The organism is Psychrobacillus sp. FSL H8-0484, assembly GCF_038005325.1.
Lineage (GTDB): Bacteria > Bacillota > Bacilli > Bacillales_A > Planococcaceae > Psychrobacillus.
Map to the genome: position 1 here is coordinate 2869371 of NZ_JBBOSZ010000001.1, position 21476 is coordinate 2890846.

Annotated in this window: 20 protein-coding genes, 1 pseudogene and 1 other annotated feature; of the genes and pseudogenes, 5 read left to right on the plus strand and 16 right to left on the minus strand. The window is 36.4% G+C overall.

The features are described from left to right. Nucleotides 1-28: 28 nt before the first annotated feature. From MHH81_RS13960 to hutU, 4 genes are all read right to left on the minus strand, one after another. A complete protein-coding gene (locus MHH81_RS13960; RefSeq protein ID WP_340922235.1) occupies nt 29-751 on the minus strand; it encodes an amino acid ABC transporter ATP-binding protein in 723 nt (240 codons plus the stop codon). Then, a complete protein-coding gene (locus MHH81_RS13965; RefSeq protein ID WP_340922237.1) occupies nt 748-1404 on the minus strand; it encodes an amino acid ABC transporter permease in 657 nt (218 codons plus the stop codon). Before MHH81_RS13965 ends, MHH81_RS13960 begins: the two co-directional genes overlap by 4 nt. A 69-nt stretch (nt 1405-1473) precedes the next feature. Further along, on the minus strand, nt 1474-2295 hold the full coding sequence (locus MHH81_RS13970; RefSeq protein ID WP_340922240.1) for a basic amino acid ABC transporter substrate-binding protein: 822 nt from the start codon (nt 2293-2295) through the stop codon (nt 1474-1476). 138 nt (nt 2296-2433) lie between these two features. Continuing rightward, on the minus strand, nt 2434-4155 hold the full coding sequence (gene hutU / locus MHH81_RS13975; protein ID WP_340922242.1) for a urocanate hydratase: 1722 nt from the start codon (nt 4153-4155) through the stop codon (nt 2434-2436). A gap of 365 nt (nt 4156-4520) precedes the next feature. On the opposite strand from hutU, the gene MHH81_RS13980 reads away from it, so the two are divergent. Beyond that, on the plus strand, nt 4521-6233 hold the full coding sequence (locus MHH81_RS13980; RefSeq protein ID WP_340922244.1) for a sigma-54 interaction domain-containing protein: 1713 nt from the start codon (nt 4521-4523) through the stop codon (nt 6231-6233). 112 nt (nt 6234-6345) lie between these two features. Here the strand turns inward: MHH81_RS13980 and MHH81_RS13985 are convergent, their stop codons facing one another. From MHH81_RS13985 to MHH81_RS14000, 4 genes and pseudogenes are all read right to left on the minus strand, one after another. Continuing rightward, nucleotides 6346-6843 (minus strand): NUDIX hydrolase, encoded by a 498-nt coding sequence (locus MHH81_RS13985; protein ID WP_340925253.1) that lies wholly within the window; start codon nt 6841-6843, stop codon nt 6346-6348. 30 nt (nt 6844-6873) lie between these two features. Next, a pseudogene (locus MHH81_RS13990) lies at nt 6874-7347 on the minus strand (GrpB family protein); the annotation flags it as partial. Between the two features lie 168 nt (nt 7348-7515). Then, on the minus strand, nt 7516-7824 hold the full coding sequence (locus MHH81_RS13995; RefSeq protein ID WP_340922245.1) for a hypothetical protein: 309 nt from the start codon (nt 7822-7824) through the stop codon (nt 7516-7518). A gap of 28 nt (nt 7825-7852) precedes the next feature. Then, the gene (locus MHH81_RS14000) at nt 7853-8263 is read right to left on the minus strand and encodes an NUDIX hydrolase (protein WP_340922247.1); all 411 of its coding nucleotides are present in this window, start codon (nt 8261-8263) and stop codon (nt 7853-7855) included. A gap of 112 nt (nt 8264-8375) precedes the next feature. Here MHH81_RS14000 and MHH81_RS21385 point away from each other — a divergent pair, with 112 nt between their 5' ends. Beyond that, nucleotides 8376-8456: a hypothetical protein gene (locus MHH81_RS21385; protein WP_445678142.1), complete on the plus strand. Its 81-nt coding sequence runs from the start codon at nt 8376-8378 to the stop codon at nt 8454-8456. Continuing rightward, a complete protein-coding gene (locus MHH81_RS14005; protein WP_340922249.1) occupies nt 8453-9598 on the plus strand; it encodes an MFS transporter in 1146 nt (381 codons plus the stop codon). Before MHH81_RS21385 ends, MHH81_RS14005 begins: the two co-directional genes overlap by 4 nt. 233 nt (nt 9599-9831) lie before the next feature. On the opposite strand, the gene pheT is transcribed toward MHH81_RS14005, so the two are convergent. The 3 genes from pheT to MHH81_RS14020 all read right to left on the minus strand — a co-directional run bounded on the left by pheT (nt 9832) and on the right by MHH81_RS14020 (nt 14517). Further along, complete coding sequence (pheT, locus tag MHH81_RS14010) at nt 9832-12243, minus strand: phenylalanine--tRNA ligase subunit beta (RefSeq protein ID WP_340922251.1); 2412 nt, start codon at nt 12241-12243, stop codon at nt 9832-9834. Between the two features lie 12 nt (nt 12244-12255). Then, nucleotides 12256-13293: a phenylalanine--tRNA ligase subunit alpha gene (gene pheS, locus MHH81_RS14015; protein ID WP_340922253.1), complete on the minus strand. Its 1038-nt coding sequence runs from the start codon at nt 13291-13293 to the stop codon at nt 12256-12258. Nucleotides 13294-13463: 170 nt separating this feature from the next. Further along, nucleotides 13464-13696 (minus strand) — a binding site (T-box leader). A 56-nt stretch (nt 13697-13752) separates the two neighbouring features. Then, a complete protein-coding gene (locus tag MHH81_RS14020; RefSeq protein ID WP_340922255.1) occupies nt 13753-14517 on the minus strand; it encodes a TrmH family RNA methyltransferase in 765 nt (254 codons plus the stop codon). A gap of 188 nt (nt 14518-14705) precedes the next feature. On the opposite strand from MHH81_RS14020, the gene sspI reads away from it, so the two are divergent. Further along, complete coding sequence (gene sspI / locus MHH81_RS14025; RefSeq protein WP_340922257.1) at nt 14706-14912, plus strand: small acid-soluble spore protein SspI; 207 nt, start codon at nt 14706-14708, stop codon at nt 14910-14912. Between the two features lie 175 nt (nt 14913-15087). Here sspI and MHH81_RS14030 read toward each other — a convergent pair whose 3' ends face one another. The 4 genes from MHH81_RS14030 to MHH81_RS14045 form a co-directional block, all read right to left on the minus strand. After that, nucleotides 15088-17253, minus strand: a complete 2166-nt coding sequence (locus tag MHH81_RS14030; RefSeq protein WP_340922259.1) for an S-layer homology domain-containing protein — start codon at nt 17251-17253, stop codon at nt 15088-15090. Nucleotides 17254-17487: 234 nt separating this feature from the next. Then, nucleotides 17488-18453: an ornithine carbamoyltransferase gene (gene argF / locus MHH81_RS14035; RefSeq protein WP_340922262.1), complete on the minus strand. Its 966-nt coding sequence runs from the start codon at nt 18451-18453 to the stop codon at nt 17488-17490. Nucleotides 18454-19014: 561 nt separating this feature from the next. Further along, entirely contained in the window at nt 19015-20103 is a 1089-nt protein-coding gene (locus tag MHH81_RS14040; protein WP_340922264.1) for a M42 family metallopeptidase, read from the minus strand. A gap of 110 nt (nt 20104-20213) precedes the next feature. Further along, nucleotides 20214-20699, minus strand: a complete 486-nt coding sequence (locus MHH81_RS14045; RefSeq protein WP_340922266.1) for a dUTP diphosphatase — start codon at nt 20697-20699, stop codon at nt 20214-20216. Nucleotides 20700-20792: 93 nt separating this feature from the next. On the opposite strand from MHH81_RS14045, the gene MHH81_RS14050 reads away from it, so the two are divergent. Beyond that, nucleotides 20793-21176, plus strand: coding sequence for a sigma-w pathway protein ysdB (locus tag MHH81_RS14050; RefSeq protein WP_340922268.1), 384 nt, complete (start codon nt 20793-20795; stop codon nt 21174-21176). A gap of 12 nt (nt 21177-21188) precedes the next feature. Here MHH81_RS14050 and MHH81_RS14055 read toward each other — a convergent pair whose 3' ends face one another. Next, complete coding sequence (locus MHH81_RS14055) at nt 21189-21473, minus strand: DUF1294 domain-containing protein (RefSeq protein WP_340922270.1); 285 nt, start codon at nt 21471-21473, stop codon at nt 21189-21191. Between the last annotated feature and the right edge of the window lie 3 nt (nt 21474-21476).

Here is a 21476-nt window from a genome sequence, read left to right on the forward strand (position 1 = left end):
TAAATCTTTATTCACTCTCTGCAACTTACTATAAAACCTTACTTAAGAATGATTTAGTTCGATCTTGCTGTGGGTTTTCAAATAAATCTTTAGGGATATTTTCTTCTACAATGAAACCACCATCCATAAACAGCACGCGGTCACCGACTTCACGAGCAAAACCCATTTCATGTGTCACTACCACCATCGTCATTCCCTCATTGGCTAGCTGTTTCATAACTTCGAGTACTTCTCCTACCATTTCTGGATCCAACGCTGAGGTCGGCTCATCAAAAAGCATAATTTTCGGTTCCATCGCGAGTGCCCTTGCAATTGCGACACGCTGTTTTTGCCCACCAGATAACGAATCTGGATATGCATCTGCCTTTTCTTTTAGCCCTACTTTACGAAGAAGTTCAAATCCTCTTTCTTTTGCCTTTTCTGTAGATAACTTTCTAACTCTCATTGGAGCGAGGATTATATTTTCTATCACGGTTTTATGTGGAAATAAATTAAATTGCTGAAATACCATACCTACCTCGGTTCTTACTTTATTAATATCTGTCTTCTTGTCCGTAATATCAATGCCTTCGATCAAAACTTGACCATCAGTAATGGATTCTAGTAAATTCAGACATCTTAAAAAGGTAGATTTTCCTGATCCAGATGGTCCAATTACCACCACAACTTCCTTTGGTTTAATGGATGCATTAATATCTTTTAAAACTTCATTACTTCCAAACGATTTTTTTAAATTCTTTACTTGAATCATTCAGTTGCCAACCTTCTTTCAAGACGATTTAATAAGAAACTCAAAGAAGTAGTTAACACTAGATAAATAAGCGCAGCTGTAAGGTACGGTTCCCATACACGATAATATTGACTTGCCAGTGCCCGTCCATAATACATAAGCTCAGGAGTTGCAACTATCGCTGCAAGTGAGGACTCTTTAATAAGTACTATAAATTCATTCCCTAATGGTGGAATCATTCTTTTAAAGGCTTGAGGCAAAATAACATCTTTCATTGATTGAATATGATTCATACCAAGAGAACGTGACGCTTCCATTTGCCCCTTATCAATTGACTGGATTCCTGCTCTGAAAATCTCTGATATATATGCACCCGCAATCAACGATAGCGCAATAATACTAGCTACTATCCCGTTTGTATGCCCTATTAACATAGGCACGAGACCAAAGTGAATCAATAAAATTTGCACGAATAGTGGAGTTCCACGGAAAAATATAATATAGCAGTTACAAATAAACGAAATAAACTTATTGCGCATCATTTTACCTAAACCGATTAATAATCCTAGTACCGTCCCTATTAAAATACCTATAAGCGATAACCCGATTGTCAGTAAGGTCCCCTTTAGAAAGAAAGGGATATATTCTACTATGATGTCTAATCTAAAATCCATTGATTTCCCCCCTAGTGAAACCAAAATTGCGCAACTACTCTTGAAGTGTTACGCAATTTGGTTATTCACTTAATTCTGTTGTGCTAGAATTGTTGCTACATCAGGTTCTGATCCGAACCATTGCTCATAGATTTTTGCATATGTTCCGTTTTCAAGAACCTTAGTAACAGCTACATCAAAATCCGATTTAAGTTCACTGCCTTTTGGAAACATAATTCCGTAAAATTCTTTTTCAAAACCATCATCATCTGTAATAACAACTAGGTTTTGGTCTGGATTATTTTTTGCATATTCCTCCACAACTGCATTATCAGCTACAACAGCATCTGCACCGCCACTTAGCATTTCCATAATTGCTAAATTATTATTATCGAATTTTTTTATATTCGCATGATTTTTACCTAGAATGCTCTCCACTGCTTCTTGACCTGTAGTTCCACCAAGCACAGCTACCACTTTATCATTTTTTAAATCTGCAGCACTCTTTATGTCGCTGCCTTCTGGTACTAGAATTTTATTTGTAGATAAATAGTATGGAACAGAAAAATCATACGTTTGTTTCCGTTCGTCATTTATAGTTATCGCACAAATACCTAAATCGGAGAGCTTACTTTTGACTTCAACAAATAAAGGATCCCAACCAACATTGACAAGTTCAATTTCATAACCAGCTTCACTTGCAACAGCATTCATAAAATCTACGTCAAATCCAGTCATTTCCCCTTGATTCAAATAGACAAATGGTGCATAGTTTGCTTCTGTTGCAACTTTAAGTTTTTTCTTTTCCCCATTTGAACCACTACTCTTTTCAGCATCAGCTTGATTATCCCCACATGCAGCTAGTATGAGAGAGAAAATCATGACAATTGTTAGAAATACCTTCTTTTTCATTTCATTGTCTCCTTAGAATTAATCTATTTTTTATCCCTTAGACCCATAATAGAAAAATAATTTCATTTGAAATTTCGAGTAAAGTAGAGGGAGAGATCCAAGTAACCTTAGATCTCTATAATCTGTTAAGTTTGTTTGTTATGCCTTCACTTCTTCTTTATGAAGATCCTTTGGTCCAAATGTAGCTTCAGGTTTCCACCATAATGGTATTTGGATGCTCTCTTTCGTTAACTTTCCTTTTCCGTTTGCAACGTCCTGGGCAATTTCGTAACCTGCTTGCGCATGACGAACAACTCCAATTCCAGAGTCAACGGTCATCGCCACTTCGAGTCTCATATCCGATTCAGCCGTTCCATCCGCAACCATTGTTACACCTGTATGAACCGCTTCTCCCATAGAATAGTTAGCTTGGATTGCAATTAGGTCACACATACCGACAGCATTTAAAAGTCCGTTCAACATCGGCCAGTCAGAGATCAAATCACTACCGTCCTTCATGTTTTCGGATTCGAATGTTGGGTTCACGATAGAACCAGAGTCTAAGTTGTCTCGTGAGAATGCAACTGGACCAGACAACTCTCCACGGCGAATCATATCATTCACTTCCAGCGCAAAAGCCTTACGCTGACCGAAGCCCATATAACAAATACGAGCAGGTAGTGCTTCAATTGGAATATGCTCTTTTGCAAGCTTGATCCAGCGTGTCACTAGGTGATCATCACTGAATTTTTCCAAAATCATGTCATCAATTTTGCGTAGATCGTCCGCTTCTCCGGATAGACAAATCCAACGGAACGGCCCACGCCCCTCACAGAAAAGTGGACGGATATATTCGGCTACGAAACCTGGAAGACGCTTCGCTTCTTTTGCATCCATGCCTGCATCGATACATTCTTTACGATGGCTTGTACCGTATTCGAACGAGTGAACACCTAGATCCATGAATTTAATTAACGCTTTTAATTCGCGGACCATCGTTTCACGTGCTTTTTCTAAATACAATTCGCGATCTGAATCACGAAGCTCTTCAGCTTCTTGGACTGTATAGCCCGATGGCAAGTAAGAAATTGGGTCATGTCCTGGTGTCATGGAAGTAGAGATATCCGGCAACCATCCTTTTTCAAGTACTTCTTCATAAATATCTGCGGCATTTCCTACAACAGCGATACCTAGTGGTTTACCTGCAGCCGCATATTCTTTTGCCTTCGTAATTGCTTCTTCTAAAGAATTAGCCACCTCATCGATAAACCCTTTGTCGATACGACGTTGAATGATTTCAATATTCGAATCACAAAGAATCGCTACTCCTCCGTGCATTGTCATCGCACGTGTTTGGTTACCACCCATTCCCCCTGCACCAGCAGTTAAAAGGATTTTCCCAACAAGTGAGTCATTGTAATGCAGGCGGGCAATCGCAGAAAGTGTTTCAAACGTTCCTTGAATTACCCCTTGTGTACCGATATATTCCCATGGTGCTGCTGTATAGTTGGCGTAAATAGTTAAGTTTTTGTCTTGTAAATCATAAAATGTTGGCCAGTCTGCTTTCATAATGTTTGTCGTTGCCATCACTACAGTCGGAGCATATTTATGTGTTTTGAAGATAGCCACTGGCATACCAGATTGCACGACAAGTGTTTCGTCATCTTCCAACTCTTTTAATGATTTCACTATTGCATGGTAGGATTCCCAGTTGCGGGCTGCTTTCCCGATTCCACCGTAGATAACAAGCTCTTCTGGCTTTTCTGCATTTTCCATATTATTTTCTAGCATGCGTAAAATCGACTCTTGTCTCCATCCTTTACAACGTAATACTGGACCTCTTTGTGCCTTTACTGAGTATAAGATTTCTGGTGTTGTCATCGATATTTCCTCCTAAAAGAATAATTTGTGTTTTACACTTTTATATATTGCAAGAGTCGTGCCAACTTTCTTCATTCGACAAAAAATAAAGTTAAATTTTCATATAATCGTGTCTCATCAGTGGTTATTTTTTTATTTTCATCATTGAATCAGTAAATCTTAAATGGTCTTCAGTGCAAAAAGACATTACAATAGCGCAGATATATTCGCATTATTAATCTAAAAATTCAGTAAATATTTTATAATTCCTTGCGGGCAATGCTTTTCATCTAGTGCAGATAAATTTTACATGCAGACTCTTCTAAATAATCAGAAGATTATGTTATACTATTGATAATTTTAATTTAGGAAGGAGTAAAACTACCTTGACTGTTGCGTCTATAGGATCGATTATAAGAAGTTTTGTAGATGGAGTGATTGCTTTAAACGAGCAACGTGAAATTCTTTGGCATGACATTAAAGAGGATATCCCTATTAATATTTCAAAAGGGATGACTATTAGTAGTTTTATGGAATGTGATAACAAACATTTTATAAACAATGAAACATTTCTTCTCGATTTAAACGGAAAACAATTATCGATTGTCGTCAAAGTTTTATCTACGGAGGATACTATTATTTTCTTATGTCTAAAAGATTTAACTAATGAAACGACTAATATGGAAGAGCGATTGTATTGCTTGGAAAAAATAATAGATTCTCTCGATGAAGGTGTCATGATGAGCAACTCTGAAGGAGAAATTACTTTATATAATGAAGCACAAGAAAAAATGGAGGGTTTAATCAGTCAAAATATTATAGGCAAGCATTTATGGTCTGTTTACAATTACAATCCACAATATTCCGAGCATAAGCATACAATTAAAACAGGAAAACCAATTTTCTCAAGGTATCGTGCACATTCTACCATCAACGGAATACCGAAATATGTAAACTATAGTACATATCCAATTCAAAAAGATGGAAAAACCATTTCTGTGTTTTCACTGAGTACAAATGAATCAAAGCTTAAAGACCGACTTCATCAAACAATCGAACAAAAAAGACAAGCAAATGTTACACACCAAGAGAAGGTCCATTCAAAGAACGGTACAATTTTTACGTTTAATGATATAAAAGGAAAAAGCCTTGTACTTTTAGATCTCATAAAGGAAGCCCAAAATGTATCTATCCATAATGCCGATACATTGATTGTCGGAGAGACGGGAACTGGCAAAGAATTGTTTGCGCAAAGTATGCATAATCATAGTCCTAGAGCTAATAAGCCATTCGTGGCAATAAACTGTGCTGCAATTCCGGAGAATTTACTGGAAAGTACTCTATTCGGAACAGTAAAAGGTGCATTTACTGGTGCAACGGATCAAATAGGACTGTTTGAATACGCTCAAGATGGAACCCTTTTTTTAGATGAAATTAATTCCATGCCTATTACTTTGCAAACCAAATTAATGCGTGTATTACAAGAAAGGTTAGTTCGAAAAGTAGGTTCTAATGATGTGGCACCTGTGAAATGTACTATTATTAGTGCATGCAACGAAGATCCGGAGAAACTGATTGCGGAAAATAAAATGCGCATTGACTTGTTTTATCGAATTGCACATACAAGCCTTTACATTCCTCCACTTAGGGAACGCATAGAAGATGTACATTTTTTTATAAATTATTTTTTAGATACATATCAAAGAAAACTAGCAAAATCAGTTCCAATACTTTCTAATTCATTACAAAAAAGTTTACTTCAATATTCTTGGCCAGGAAATATAAGAGAGTTAGAGCATATGATTGAAAACCTAATTATTCGTGTGCCTGAAAATGCTACAGCGATTGAAGTTAATCATCTTCCATCCTATATGCGAGGAAAGATATTAGTGGTGCATTCCACTACTTCATTCGAAGAAAGTAACGAAATAAAAAGACCTCTTAAAAAAATCTTTAAAAGTTCGGAAAAGCAACTAATTGAAACAACTCTGGTACAGTCGAATTGGAATGTATCACAGGCTGCCCAAAAACTTGGTATCACTCGGCAAAGCTTGCAATATCATATAAAAAAGCATGATCTTGAAAAACCTACTATTTGATTTATAAAAAAACACAGAATCGAAGTTTCTAAATCAAACTTCCTTCTGTGTTTCATTTAAGAGAACCATATATGAAAGACTATTATTTCTATACATTTAAAGAAATCTTTCTTTATTTCGTTTTCACTTTCCAATCATTATAATAAACCGCATCTAACCCTAAATCATTTGTTTTTAACCATTCAAATGCTTTCAACACTAAAGGTGATGCATTTTCAACGGATACCTCTTCTTCAGAAATCCATATAGCTCCTAGTGAGTCTTGGCCATCAAATTGTTCGGGCTCTATTAAACTGCCGCCTATTTGCTTAACTAAATAATATACAGCGATATGATGAACATCCGTCAAGCCTCTCCAGTTAGACGAAATCATGAAATCCGTGGTTCCTAGGTTTTGTATAATTTCAATTTCAAGACCTGTCTCTTCTAGAAACTCTCTTTTCATTGCAATTGTTAAACTTTCTCTTTCTTCTAAACTGCCCCCTGGGAGATCAAAACGATTTATGTAAGGACCTCCATTTTTATTGATAACTAGCAGCTTCTCATTTTGGACGCAAATACCATAGACACCAAATGCACGATGAAAATTTCTTTCCTTTTCATTACCCATATACCATCTAATTGCTTTTTGTTCGATCTCCATCGCTAATTGATCTTTTCCATTAATATACGACTCTACGTCATAAGGAAACTTCTTTGCTAACGCTTTTTTTAAATCTCCGTATTCTTTTGCATCATCATGATATACACGTAAGTAATCTCGAAATGCAAGATGTCGCTGAATTTCTGGATTTCCCGATTCATACATATGGACATGATGCGTCCGATTATCTCCACCTTTTTGGAAATATCTACGACCAGGAAGCCCATTTTCTCCTTTTGGTTCGTATCCTATAGCAAGCATTGCATGGTTATATGTATTAATTTTTGTTATATCCCGAACAACAGGCATTATATCGATAATTGGTTTTGCATATAAAGCCTGTACGGAAGTACTGCCAATATGGTGAATAGCGATGATTTCTGGACCAAAAATCGCTTGAAGCTGCTTTGCTTCTTCCTCAAACTTTTTCTTCCAATCCTCTGAATATGCTATTACCTCCACTTTGCGCATTCCTATCTTCCTCCCTCTATTTAAGAAGTTTCGTTAACATCTCCTTATGAATCTTTGAATAGTTAAGTAGATCAAAATTTCCTTCTGTATTACTAGTAGTAATTTTATTTGCTTGAGACCAAGCCAGGTTATACATCCATTCCCCCCTTTATTACTATTTTTTCTGAATCAATACAATGTCACATCTATCGTGAATAATGGAAGGTTGATTTTATTCAACCCATAAAGTTCTATAATTTCGGCTATTTCAGTTGGTCTTTCTACAACTATCGATATAGTATTACCTTGTACGATCGTTTCTCTTCCTGCCGCATCAAAAAGCACGTCTTCGTTTTCAATGCGACCATCTGAACAGAGATACATATACACCGCTACAGATGTATATTGAATAAGGATTCCTATTTCCTCTTCATCTATGAATTCGTCTTCCCCATCATTAATTTCTTCTTGATCCTCTTTTTTAAACAGATTAAACATCCTATCTTACTCCTTAACGTTATTTAGACTAGATTTGAAATATGTATGGAGCAGCTGATTTTAGTAAACCTTCTACTCCACCAGGATAATAAGGCATTAGTTCATTAGCAGTTTTCCTATCGACCCATTTTATTTCTGAAATTTCGTCCTCATACTGAATGAAGATTTCTCCTTCTATTACATTCACGAAGAAAGTTACAAATAAAACATGTTCTCCCTTTTGTTCAAAAAACTTTTCATTAATTGATACAACTTCCCCCACTTGTACTACTAATCCGGTCTCCTCTTTGACCTCACGAATAAGCGCTTGTTCCAAGGTCTCCCCATCTTCTACTGCACCCCCAGGAAGTGTCCAACTTGCTCCAATATTATGGACCATCAATACTTTCTTCGTATCCTCATTTAAAATCAACGCATACACGACATTTACTCTTCTCATTTTTAACTGTCACCCCTTAATACTACAAATTATAACAGATGGACTCTTCTGATTTATTAGTAAATTGAAAAATGGTCATTTATTACAATAAAAACAGCTTTTCGGTAGGAAAATCAGTTACAATAATCAATGGTATTATCTTAATAAAGATGGAAGGCAAGCATTTTTACCTCAGAAGGAGAAATTTTATTGAAAGTACAAGTATTATTAAAAGGTTATAATTTTTTGTTTTTCGGTTTACTTGCGCTCTTTATTCCATTTTTACCTGTATATTTGGGTGAACAGGGTTTATCGGCGAGCGAAATAGGTCTGATTATTGGAACGGGGGGCTTTGTGACGTTAATTGCACAACCGTTATGGGGTTTCATTAGTGATAAAACAAAAACAATTCGTAAGGTAATGCTATTACTCGTTAGTTTAACAGCAATTTTCGGTTACTTTTTATTTAACGTAGATAGCTTCATGTTACTTATTATTTTTGCACTGCTTGTTTATTTTTTCTTGATGCCAATTGATCCACTAACTGAAAGCCTCAATTTTACTGTTTCTGAAATGGCACGTGTTAGCTATGGGTCTATTCGTACATATGGTGCACTAGGTTATGCGGTGTTGGCATTAATTTCCGGCTTTGCAATGGATTATTTTGGTGTGAGCAGTGTATCTATTTTGTTTATTATAGTAGGAATTATTTCATTTGGAGTTATTTGGTTTATGCCAGAAGTACAAGCCTCATCAAAACCAGTGACAATGGAAGGCTTTAAACAAGTATTAAACAATAAAGAAATGCTTCTATTTTTAGCGTTAGTGTTTATTAGCGCTATACCGGCTCGTATGAACGATACATTTTTAGGCATTCATATAAAAGCACTTGGCGGGGACACTTCATTAGTAGGAATCGCCTTCTTCATAGCTGCAACAAGTGAAATTGTTATTTTTGCGTTAAGTTTTTGGTGGTTACGCAAAGGAAAAGAAATGGAAATCATCACGATTGCTACATTTTTTTACTTTTTACGTTTTTTGGCCTCAGGTTTCGTAACGAGTCCGATCGTTCTTACATTGCTACAAGTGTTACAAATGCTAACGTTCCCAATCTTTTACACCGCAGCAATTCAATACTTATATCAAATTATGCCAAAGGAATGGCGTGCTACCGGACAAACCATTCTTGCACTCTTATTTTTTGGATTATCGAGTATCATCGCATCTTATGCAGGTGGATATATTTATAATGAATTTGGTGGGCATTCGTTTTATTTCATCATTTCGGCTATGTCCTTCATCGGCGTGTTATTTGGTATACTATTGACGATTCGTAAACATAAATTAAATAAATAAACATAGGAGTAACACGAGTAATTCGTGTTACTCCTATGTTTATTTTCATATTGAACATACCCAAGATGGTCTAAAAATTTTCTATATGGACAGAAAAAAATTTATCCGGTCACATTTTTTCCTATCCGGTCAGAAATATTTTTATCCAGTCACATTTTTTCCTATCCGGTCACAAATATCAAATCAAATAAAAAAAGCAACACCATTATCGGTGTTGCTCTTGTTTATTTTTATTATCCTCGTAACTCTGCTCCTGCTTGCTCTGCAAGTGCTTTTAATACTTTGTTATGTGCATTTACTACTTCTTCATCTGTAAGGGTACGTTCTGGATCGAAGTATGTGAGAGAGAATGCAACCGATTTTTTGCCTGGCTCCATTTTTTCTCCTTCATATAAATCGAATAGATGCACACCTTTTAATAATCTTCCACCAGATAACTGAATAATTGCTTGTAGTTCACCAGTAGCTTTCTCGCTGTCCACTACTAATGCAATATCACGAGTAATGGATGGGAATTTAGAAACTGGTGCATAGTATAATGCTACATCTTCTTTATTTAATACTTTTGCTAGATTCAATTCCATTACATACGTTTCTTTTAAGTCACGTGCATTTTGCTCAGATGGGTGTAATTGAGCGATAAGCCCAATCTCTTCTCCAGCTAACTTGATGGAAGCAGTACGTCCAGGATGTAACCCGTCTACTACTGAACGTTCAAATGTAAGCTCACTTGTATGTCCAAGTAGTTCCATTAATCCTTCGACAATTCCTTTTAATACGAAGAAATCGACAACTTTTTTCTCACCTTGCCAGCTATGATCTAACCATTTACCTGCAATTACAGCGGCTAAATGCTCTTGCTCATGAGGTAAGCCTGATTCTGTTTCACCTAAGAATACGGAACCTACTTCATAAAGAGCAACTGTATCCGCTTGGCGAGCCGTATTATACGAAACAGCCTCTAGTAAATGCGGGATTAAGCTTTGACGAAGGATACTACGTTCTTCACTCATTGGCATTAATAACTCAGTTACTGGAGCAGTTTCTAATGCAAATTTTTGAGACATTTCTTTTGATGTTAATGAATACGTAATTGCTTGATAAAGACCAGCACTTTCCAAGTAAGCGCGAACTTGACGACGTTTTGCTTGATAAGATGTTAATCCACCTGGTTTTGATTCTTCCACTGGTAATGTCATTGGAATTTCATCGTACCCATACATACGAGCAATTTCTTCTACAATATCTTCTTTAATTTTAATATCTTGGCGACGAGTTGGTGCCTTAATATACAAGTATCCATTTGCCGCTTCGAAATCAAATTTAAGTCTAGTTAATATAGAAGTCATTTCTTCTAATGAAATTTTCATTCCTAAACGATTATTAATAAAGTCAGGCGACACAACTACTTCAGCTGGAGTTTTATCTAGCTCATCAACTACCACTGAACCAGCTAGGACTTCTCCACCAGCAAGCTCTGCAAGAAGACTTGCCGCACGTTCTGCAGCTGGAATAACACGATTCGGATCGACACCTTTTTCAAAACGGGCACTCGCATCACTACGTAAGTTATGGTCCTTAGAAGTTTGGCGAACGGATCCGCCTACAAAGTATGCAGATTCGATGACAACTGTTGTTGTTCCTTCATACACCTCTGAATTAGCCCCACCCATAACACCAGCAATAGCAACTGGCTCTTTGCCATTTGTAATAACTAAATGGTTGGATTTTAGCGTACGCTCTTGATCATCCAGTGTAACAATTTTTTCTCCTTCAGTTGCAAGTCGCACGACAATTTCTTTTGTTTCCAGTCGGTCATAATCAAATGCATGAAGTGGTTGACCATATTCCATTAGCACATAGTTCGTAATGTCTACAACGTTATTATGTGGACGAACGCCAGCTGCCATTAGGCGATGCTGTAACCAAAGTGGTGATTCTTTTATTACTACGTTTTTCACAACTTTTGCTACGTACATTGGATTTTCTATAGCAGCATCTACACGTAAGCTTAAGTAATCAGAAGCTTTCTCGTTACTTTCTGTGTAAGTTGCTTCTGGATATTTCATATCCTCCGATAGAATTGCCCCAACTTCATAAGCTACTCCAAGCATACTTAGAGCATCTGAACGGTTTGGTGTTAAGCCAAGTTCAAGAATTGTATCATCTAATCCAAGTAGTGGAAGTGCACTTTCTCCAGCAGTAGCTGTTTCTGGCAACACATAAATACCTTCTGCATAAGCTTTTGCTACCAGTCTGCCTTCAATTCCAAGCTCTTGAAGCGAACAAATCATACCATTTGATTCTTCTCCACGAAGTTTTGCTTTTTTAATTTTCATGCCACCAGGAAGCACTGCTCCTGGACGAGCAACGATTACTTTTTGACCAGCTGCAACGTTTGGAGCTCCACAAATAATTTGTGTTGTTTCTTCTCCAACATCTACTTGGCAAATATTTAATTTGTCTGCCTCTGGATGCTTCACACATTCCTTCACATAACCTACAACTACATTTGTCATACCGTGAGAGCGATCTATTACTGCATCGACTTCAATACCTGAACGAGTGATTTTTTCACCCAATTCTTTTGGATCAAGTCCTTGTGTATTCACATATTCTGCCAACCATTTCGTAGAAACTAACATGTCATTTCCTCCTTACACTTCTGTTCGGTGGAATTGCGATAAGAAACGCACATCATTCGTATAGAAATGACGAATATCTTCCACTCCATATTTCAACATTGCAATACGCTCTGGACCCATACCGAATGCAAACCCAGATAGTTTTTTCGAATCATAGCCAGCCATTTCAAGTACGTTTGGATGTACCATACCAGCACCTAAAATCTCAATCCACCCTGTTTTCTTACAAACGTTACAGCCACTTCCGCCACATTTAAAGCAAGAAATATCCATTTCAACAGATGGCTCTGTGAACGGGAAGAAACTTGGACGAAGACGGATTTCACGATCATCACCGAACATTTTCTTCGCAAAGACAGAAAGTGTTCCTTTTAGATCACTCATGCGAATATTTTCCCCAATTACAAGTCCTTCGATTTGTGTAAATTGGTGTGAATGTGTCGCATCATCATTGTCACGGCGGTACACTTTACCTGGACAAATGATTTTAATCGGCTTGCCTTCTTTTGCTTCCATTGTACGAGCTTGTACTGGAGAAGTATGTGTACGAAGAAGAATATCCTCTGAAATATAGAAAGAATCTTGCATATCACGAGCTGGATGACCTTTTGGCAAGTTTAAAGCTTCAAAATTATAATAGTCTTTTTCCACTTCCGGACCTTCCGCAATTTCATATCCCATGCTAATAAATAAATCTTCAATCTCTTCTACTACACGAGTAAGTGGATGATGATTACCTGTTTTCACTGGACGCCCTGGTAATGTTACGTCAATGGATTCTTTTTCTAACTGTTCTTGTATCGCTTGGTCTTGAAGCAATGTCATGCGAGCTTCTAGTACTTCTGTTACTTCTTCACGGACTACATTTACTAGTGCCCCCATTTTCGGACGTTCTTCTGCAGGAAGTTTACCCATTCCTTTTAGTAAGTCCGTAATCGGTCCTTTTTTACCTAAATATGCAACACGCACATCATTTAATTCTTTTACATTTTGAGAAGCTGCAATTTTTTGAATTGCTTCCTCTTTCAACTGTTGAAGTTGTGCTTCCATCTGATAATCCTCCTTAATCAAATTCGCCTTGGCGTAATGGAGTCCAGATTTTGCATCGAGCTAGCTCGATGACCTGCTTTGCAAATCTGTGACGTCCGCCAGAGGCTATGATTTCATTCAACATTACTCGGCTGAATGAAATTTTACAAAATAAAAAGCCCCGCCCCTATAAAAGGGACGAGGACTAATTTCGCGGTACCACCCTGATTATTGCACAAAAGTAAGTGCAATCACTCAATTCGACTAACGGCTCTACACCGGCACACCTTTACAGCAATCGCTGGTCCCGGTGGCAGCTAACGGGGTGAACTTCTATATGCATTCTCTATTTACACTTTCAGTCACGGTGTAAAATCCCTTTTTTCGAATCATCATATATACTTTTCCCGATCATAGCTTTTTCTATTTATCAAATTATAGTCTATTATACGTATTTTTAGACATATCTTCAAGTGCCTTTTATTTTAATGTTAATCCATATAGAAGAATTCCGGTTGCAACTGCTACGTTTAATGATTCAGCCTGACCTAAAAGGGGTACTATAATATTCTGATCCGTTTTCTGTAGTAGCTCTGTATGTATACCGCTTCCTTCATTCCCAACGATTAACGCAAACGTATCACCTTTTTTAACTGCATTAAACGGTGTAGAATTTTCAAATGCAGTTCCGAAAACTGGCACATGTCGATTTTTCAACTGATCCACCCATTCATGTAGATCCCCTTTTACTACAGGAATATGAAAATGAGATCCTTGTGCAGATCGTAGTGTTTTGGAATTATATGCATCCGCAGATCCTTTTCCAAGAATCACTGCGTCTATTCCTGCAGCATCTGCCGTACGTATCATTGTGCCAATATTACCTGGATCTTGAACGGCATCAATTAATAATAGGCGACTCCAGTTCGTTTGCTCTTGATCAACCACAGTTTGTTGTTTACAGTGAGCAAATATACCTTGTGTATGCTCTGTTTCAGCAAGTTCTTTTTTTATGACATCATTTATTTCAACCATTTCAATATTTTCTACATCCCAATTCACTGGAATCTCACTAGTATCACTTATCATAATCGTTAGCACATTTTCTTTTTGTTTAATTGCTTCCTCTACTAAGTGAAAGCCTTCTATAATAAATTCACCTGTTTTATCCCGTTCTTTTCTAACACTTAATAATTTTTTCCAATGCTTCACCAGTGAATTTTGTGGAGATTCAATTCGTTTCATTTATGTGTGACCGCCTTTTTTATAGATAACAAAGTATAGCTTTTCTACTTAGTATCTGTCTAGTTTATATGTAAAGCCGCTCATTGGAGACCGCTTAATAATACCTTACACTTTTCTTGATTAATTGTAACAAATTCATGTATAGCTTGCGAGAGTTTGGATAACATAATTGCGAGGAGTGATGAAAATTGGATTTTCAAATTCGAGAAGCTATAACTGCAAATTTGAAAGGTAATTCGACAACTGATATTCGAGAGGTAGTCGAAGATGCCATTCAAAGAGGAGAAGAACATTTACTACCTGGACTTGGAGTAATCTTTGAAAAATGGTGGAAAATGGCGGATGATACAAAACGAAATTCCGTATTAAATGAAGTGGCGACCGCATTCAAATAGAAATAATCCGTGAAGAATAATAACTCTTCACGGATTATTTTTTTCTTTTTTCGTCATAATAAAATCCCCTTTAAGTGAAGTGAGCACTTCCATGACAATACATGATTTGTTTAACGTCAATTAAAGGAGATAATTTCAGAGTTAGTCTCTTATTCTAATGATAAAAATATCTTTTTTATAATGCGTCCGTTTGCTCATTTCCTTCTGGAAGGTATTGCATTAACCCGATATCAGCTAATCCATTTTTAATTTTCGTTGTGTACCCTAGGTTCTCATTCGATAAATAGGATGCTTTGGAAGCAATCATTTCCTCCAGTAATGGTAAATAGGTTGGGTCTATATCTTTCCAAAGCTTATACGAATTAATTAAATCCTCTAAAGTAAGGTGCTTATAGTCGTCACCTTTATAATCTTGCACTGGAGAAATACGGTACCAAATATCCCCGTTATCTCGAATCCAATCATCCTTATCCTTTGCAATCGCTGTTTGAATGGCATGTGCCGCTTCTAAATATTTCTCATCATGAAACTCATTGTAAGCCATTAGTAATATATTCATACCTCCTAACACATGATTCATGGAAGCATGTGTTGTGGTATCTTGCACGACTGGGAAGTAATCAGAAATGTAATAAGATTCATCATCTACTGGAATGACATTGCCTTTACTTTTCTGTGATACAAGTAAGTCTGCATAATTACGAAGGGGCTCTTTTCCATTTTCAATTCCAAATGCATCCGCACTATTATAATAAAACAACGCAATTTGTTCATTAAAGCGTGTATCAATAAATGGAGCGGTAATTTCATATAAACTTTTCAAATACGTACTTGTTACTTCTGTTTCCCAATATCCCTTGTCACCTTTAAAGTTCTTTAAGTTAACAAAAGAATTATAGATTAAGTTCTCAAAATAACGGTCTTTTTGTTGATTATATAAGACTAATGCGCGATCCTCTTTTTGTAATAATAAAATTCGTCCGTATCCTTGACCAGACTCTGGCATTGGTTCGGTTGTTGTAGCCATTTTACTGTATTGACCGTCTGCGGTGTACCACTTATTACGCTTTTTGTAGTTCTCCGACGATTCGAGCATCCAGTTTTCCATATGCTCATTACTAGCAAATAATGGATTATCTGCATTCAAGTACCACTGTTCAACAATATCTTTACCTTCAGATTCCAATGTATGAATGGACATTAATGTCTCACCAACTTGTGCATACGATAACGCTTCTTTTTCAGCAAGCAAATCGCGCATATAGCTTTGTCCATTATTCGGATACGTTAAAGATAACTGTTTAGATATATACGATTGACCTACCATACGCTCTTCTACTGTACCATCTTGCTTCACAAAGCGAAGTAATCCTGTTGGATAAGACGTGATATCACTTCCAAAAACATCCTTACTACTGCGTTTAATTTCGTAGCGATCATAACGGAAGAGTTCTAATGAATCAACTTGATTTTCCTTTTGAATAACATCAACTGCTACAGCAGAGTTAGTTGGATTATCAATTTTGGAAAATAAAAAGTAATCCCCATTATCAAAAGAACGAACAGTTAACTCTATTGTCGCACCGTTCATACCTACATCATAGGTATAAACATTATCACGTGAAAATGAATTATCAATTCTTGTATGATTTGTAAACACAATATTTTCAGTCGATCTTAAATAAATTGGGTGTTCATCAAACGAAACTTTCATTAAATTTGCTTCTGAATGGAGTGGACTGTAATTATTTGAAAACGATAAATTCTTTAGGGAGTAATTCTTAATCGTATTTATGGCTCCACTTTTAACTAGTGCTTCATGTAACATAACTGCGAATGTAGCACGATCGATCGTATTATTCAAATTTGAGAAATTATTTTTATTAATGGAGGGTGTGCTAAGTAGGGATACTAATTCACTTTTTCCTTCAAGAAGCGAACTATTATTCTCCTCTGTTTCTGTCACGTTAATTGCGTGTTCTAGTGCAGCTTCTACTTGCTTCATCGTTACAAAGTCTTTCTTATCTCCCAAGAGATAATTACTTAACATATGTGGCTCTAGTTTAAATGCTTTTGTCAATACTGCTTCAGCTTCTTCGACTGTCACAAATAAATCGGGTCGAAATTGTAAATCACGATCCCCAGTCATTATTCCCATGTCTACAAGTTGCATAATTTCATTTTTTGCCCAGTATATATCGGAGACATCTGTAAATTTTGCGTCCATTGTAACTTCTTGAATCTTGTTGGTAGTATCACTAGCTGCAAGTACGTTTCCATAAGCATTCGGAATAAATACCATTAACAATATTGAAAATAATAAAATATAAATTGTTCTCATATTCTTTTAAAACCCTTTCCACTTTAATGTAATTAGTAGTATAACATTTATTTGGAAATATTGTTTTTAAATATCTATATTTAGGAATATTGTTACGTAACAAAAATAAAGAGTGATTCAGCGTCTCCCGAATCACTCTTCCTATGTAGCGATGAAGCCATCCATCTTGACGATCGACATCGCGTGTATATAGCAGACTGCTAGGCAAACCCTACCATCACATTCTGTTGTTCATTATGCCATTACGGAAGCAAGTACTGCTTTTTGAGCGTGCAAACGATTTTCAGCTTGTTGGAAAATATATGAGTTTGGCCCATCAATTACAGATGTAGCCACTTCTTCTTCACGATGAGCAGGTAGACAATGTAAAAACATATAGTCTGATTTTGCATTGGCTACTAGTTCATCATTGATCTGGAATTCTTTAAAGTCAGCAAGTCGTTTTGAAGCTTCTTCTTCTTGACCCATGGAAGTCCAGACATCCGTATATACCACATCTGCATTTACAACCGCTTCTAATGGATCATTTGAAGTAAATAGCGATCCTCCATATTCTAGTGCAATTGCCTTAGCTTTTTGAATGATTTCTTCATTCGCTTCATATCCAACTGGAGTTGCTACTGCAATATGCATACCCATGTATGCTGCAGCAATGACTAATGAATGTGCTACATTGTTTCCATCCCCGATATACGCAATTTTCAAACCTTTCGTATATCCCTTCACTTCATGAATGGTCAGGATATCTGCTAAAGCTTGGCATGGATGATAAATATCCGTTAATCCGTTAATGACAGGAATACTTGCATGCTCTGCCAATTCTCTCACCATTTCATGTGAATTCGCACGAATCATAATCCCATCTAAATAACCTGACAATACATGCCCCGTGTCATAAACCGATTCCCCACGACCGATTTGCAAATCACGTGCATGCATAAACATACCATTTCCACCTAATTGTTTCATGCCGACTTCAAACGAAATTCTAGTTCGTGTAGAATGTTTTTCAAAAATCATCCCTAATGTTTTACCTTCTAAAAGAGGGGGGCATTTCCCCGCTTTTGTTAGATTTTTCAAATCAACTGCAAGCTGAATTAAATCTTCTATCTCCTCTTTTGAGTAATCAAAAAGCGTCAATAAGTCTTTTCCTTTTAAACTGTCGACAATTTTTAAGTTCACCCATTCTAATAATTTCATTTATAAAAACTCCCCTTTTCGTATATTTATGTAATTATCATTATAATTATGAATAAACATAAAGTCAACTGAATTTTTATGCAAAAATAAAAAGAAAAGTGTATCAGGTTTTCCGAACAAAGTGGATTTCCGCTTCAGGCGGACGCTTTCCGCGGGCTTGGCTTCAGTCTCCTCGTCGCTTAGCTCCTGCGAGGTCTTCAGCTCAAGCTATTCCCGCAGGAGTCGCCGCCTTCCGCTCTAATCAACGGAAAATTGCTAGCTAATCATATATTGTGTGAAGTCAATCAATGTTGCGTACAATATATTCTTTACAGAAGTAATAAGAATGATCAGAAGTCTGAACTTTATAAGTGTTTGGAGAAGCGTCCGCTCGACTCCTGCGGGAAAGCGGAGTAATTGAGACCCCGCAGGAGGAACGACGAGGAGGCTCAATTCTTCTCCCGCGGTAAGCGAGCGGTAAGCGAGCGGTAAGCTTCGGAAAACCCTATTATTTATTTATTCACTATATTAAATAAAAAACGTCTAGAAAAGCATCCTTTATGCTCTTCTAGACGTATTAAATCAATCAAACGTAATTTTGTTCACTGCATCGCGATCTAATTTTTTAATTACTTCTACGATTAATTTGACTGTATTTTCATAATCATCGCGATGTAGAATTCCTGCATGAGAATGAATATATCGAGTAGCAACTCCAATCGACAATGATGGAACACCATTTAAAGAAATATGCATAGAACCTGCATCCGTTCCTCCACCTGGAATTGTTTCAAATTGATATGGTATGTTGTTTTCTTCCGCAGTATCTACAACGAAATCACGTAATCCCTTGTGTGACACCATAGACGCATCGAATAACACAATTTGTGGACCTGCACCCATTTTACTTGTCGATTCTTTTGCAGTTATTCCAGGTGTATCCCCTGCAATACCTACATCTACTGCGAAGCCGATATCCGGATTTACTTTTACGGTAGAAGTTTTTGCACCACGAAGGCCAACCTCTTCTTGCACATTTCCAACTCCGTATACAATATTCGGATGTTTTTCATCCTTTAACCCTTTTAATACGTCGATTGCAATGGCACAACCAATGCGGTTATCCCAAGCTTTTGCAAGTAATAGTTTTTCATTGTTCATCACTGAGAATTCGAAATAAGGTACGACCATATCTCCCGGTAATACTCCCCATTCCATTGCTTCTTCATTGGAAGAGGCACCTATATCAATGAACATATCTTTTACAGCTACTGCTTTACTTCGTGCATCCGGTGTTAAAATATGTGGCGGTTTTGAGCCAATCACACCTGTAATTGTATCTCCTTTACGCGTAACAATTGTTACTCGCTGAGCAAGCATAACTTGTGACCACCAGCCTCCAACTGTTTGGAAGCTTAAAAATCCTTTTTCATCAATTTTGGAAATCATAAATCCTACTTCATCTAAATGTCCTGCTACCATAATTTTAGGACCGTTCGCATCGCCTACTTTTTCAGCGATTAAGCTCCCTAAATTATCGTACTCTATTTTATCAGCAAAAGGTGTTATGTACTTTTCCATCACTTGACGAGGCTCACGCTCATTCCCTGGAATCCCCTTTGCATCTGTTAATTCTTTCAACATTGTTAATGTTTCATCTAACTTCGTCATTATTTCGCCCTCCTAAATATATACCTACAAAACATATTATATGCTAAATTAAGCGCATATTCAAAATTTATAGAAGAGAAATTTAATTGGCTTCTGCACTTCCTAAACTATTAGTAACCATTTTGTTGGCGTTCATAATTTGTTTCGTTCTTAGAAATATACGCATGTAATACTTCCTCGCTACTAAATCCTAATTTTTCAGCAATTGCTCCATACAAAATCCATATTTTTTCATAATCAATTTTCGTTGGATTGTTTAAAAATACTAAGATAGCTTCATTTGTTAAAAGAAATAATTTTGTTAAGTCTTCTTCTATTTTATCTTTTGGCCAATCCTTTAAATCGTGAAAATCTTTTTCAATTCCAAGTGATAGTAAAAAATGGACCGAATCTACATACTCTTCCAAAATAATTACCCGTTCGGAAGGACCTTTTGTGCTCCAAAACTTAAAACAGCGAGTTTCATTCGCTAGTTCCGCAAGTTCTACAAGAAGTGCCAATCCTTTTCTTATAAAAACGTCTTCATTCACTTGCATATTAGTTTGAATATATTCATCTAATGCTTGCTGCATTGTAAAAAGTTTTTCTAAATTCATTATTTCCTCCAAAAAATTTAATTTATTTTGAAACCAAACTACTCCTTCTATCGTATAGCAGATACAATGTATTTTACAAGGAGGACATTAAGGATGGTCCATATACTTCGATTGCTTATAATTGTCATTATTATATATGTATTTTATAAAATTCTTCGCTATTTATTTGATCCAAAAAGAAAATTAGATGAAGCGTACGAGAATGAAAGCTACTATTATTATGATGATATAAAAAATGTCCGTAAAAACTTTTTTATTACCTATAAAGGTGCTCTATTTGAAGGAGAAAAGTATTTAGGTACGACCGATCAAGCATTTGAAGTCGTTTCTATTTTCGTTTGGACGAAAGATTCCTCTAAACTTCAAGGCTTCACAAAAGAAGACTTCCGATTTCTACAAAATGAAATACGTATGAATTATCCTTCTGCCAAAATAAATTGGAAAAGCCCTATTGAACAATTAATGAATGATGAATAGAAACAGACAGTCCTAAGAAATAATAGGGCTGTCTGTTTTTAATAGCCAAAAAACCAAGAATATATATGCAATTAATAACATCAAAAAGCCAACACGAAAATTTGTATGCTTTGTTTTATGACGAAATAATTGCATTCCTAAGTATGCACCAATTCCTCCACCTAACAAAGCTAGCATCCATAATGTACGCTCAGATACTCGTTGCCCTCTTTTTTTTGCTTGCGACTTATCATACCCCATTACAAAGAATGCGATAATCGACATTACTAGAATAAATATTAGAATGATTTCTGTCATTGG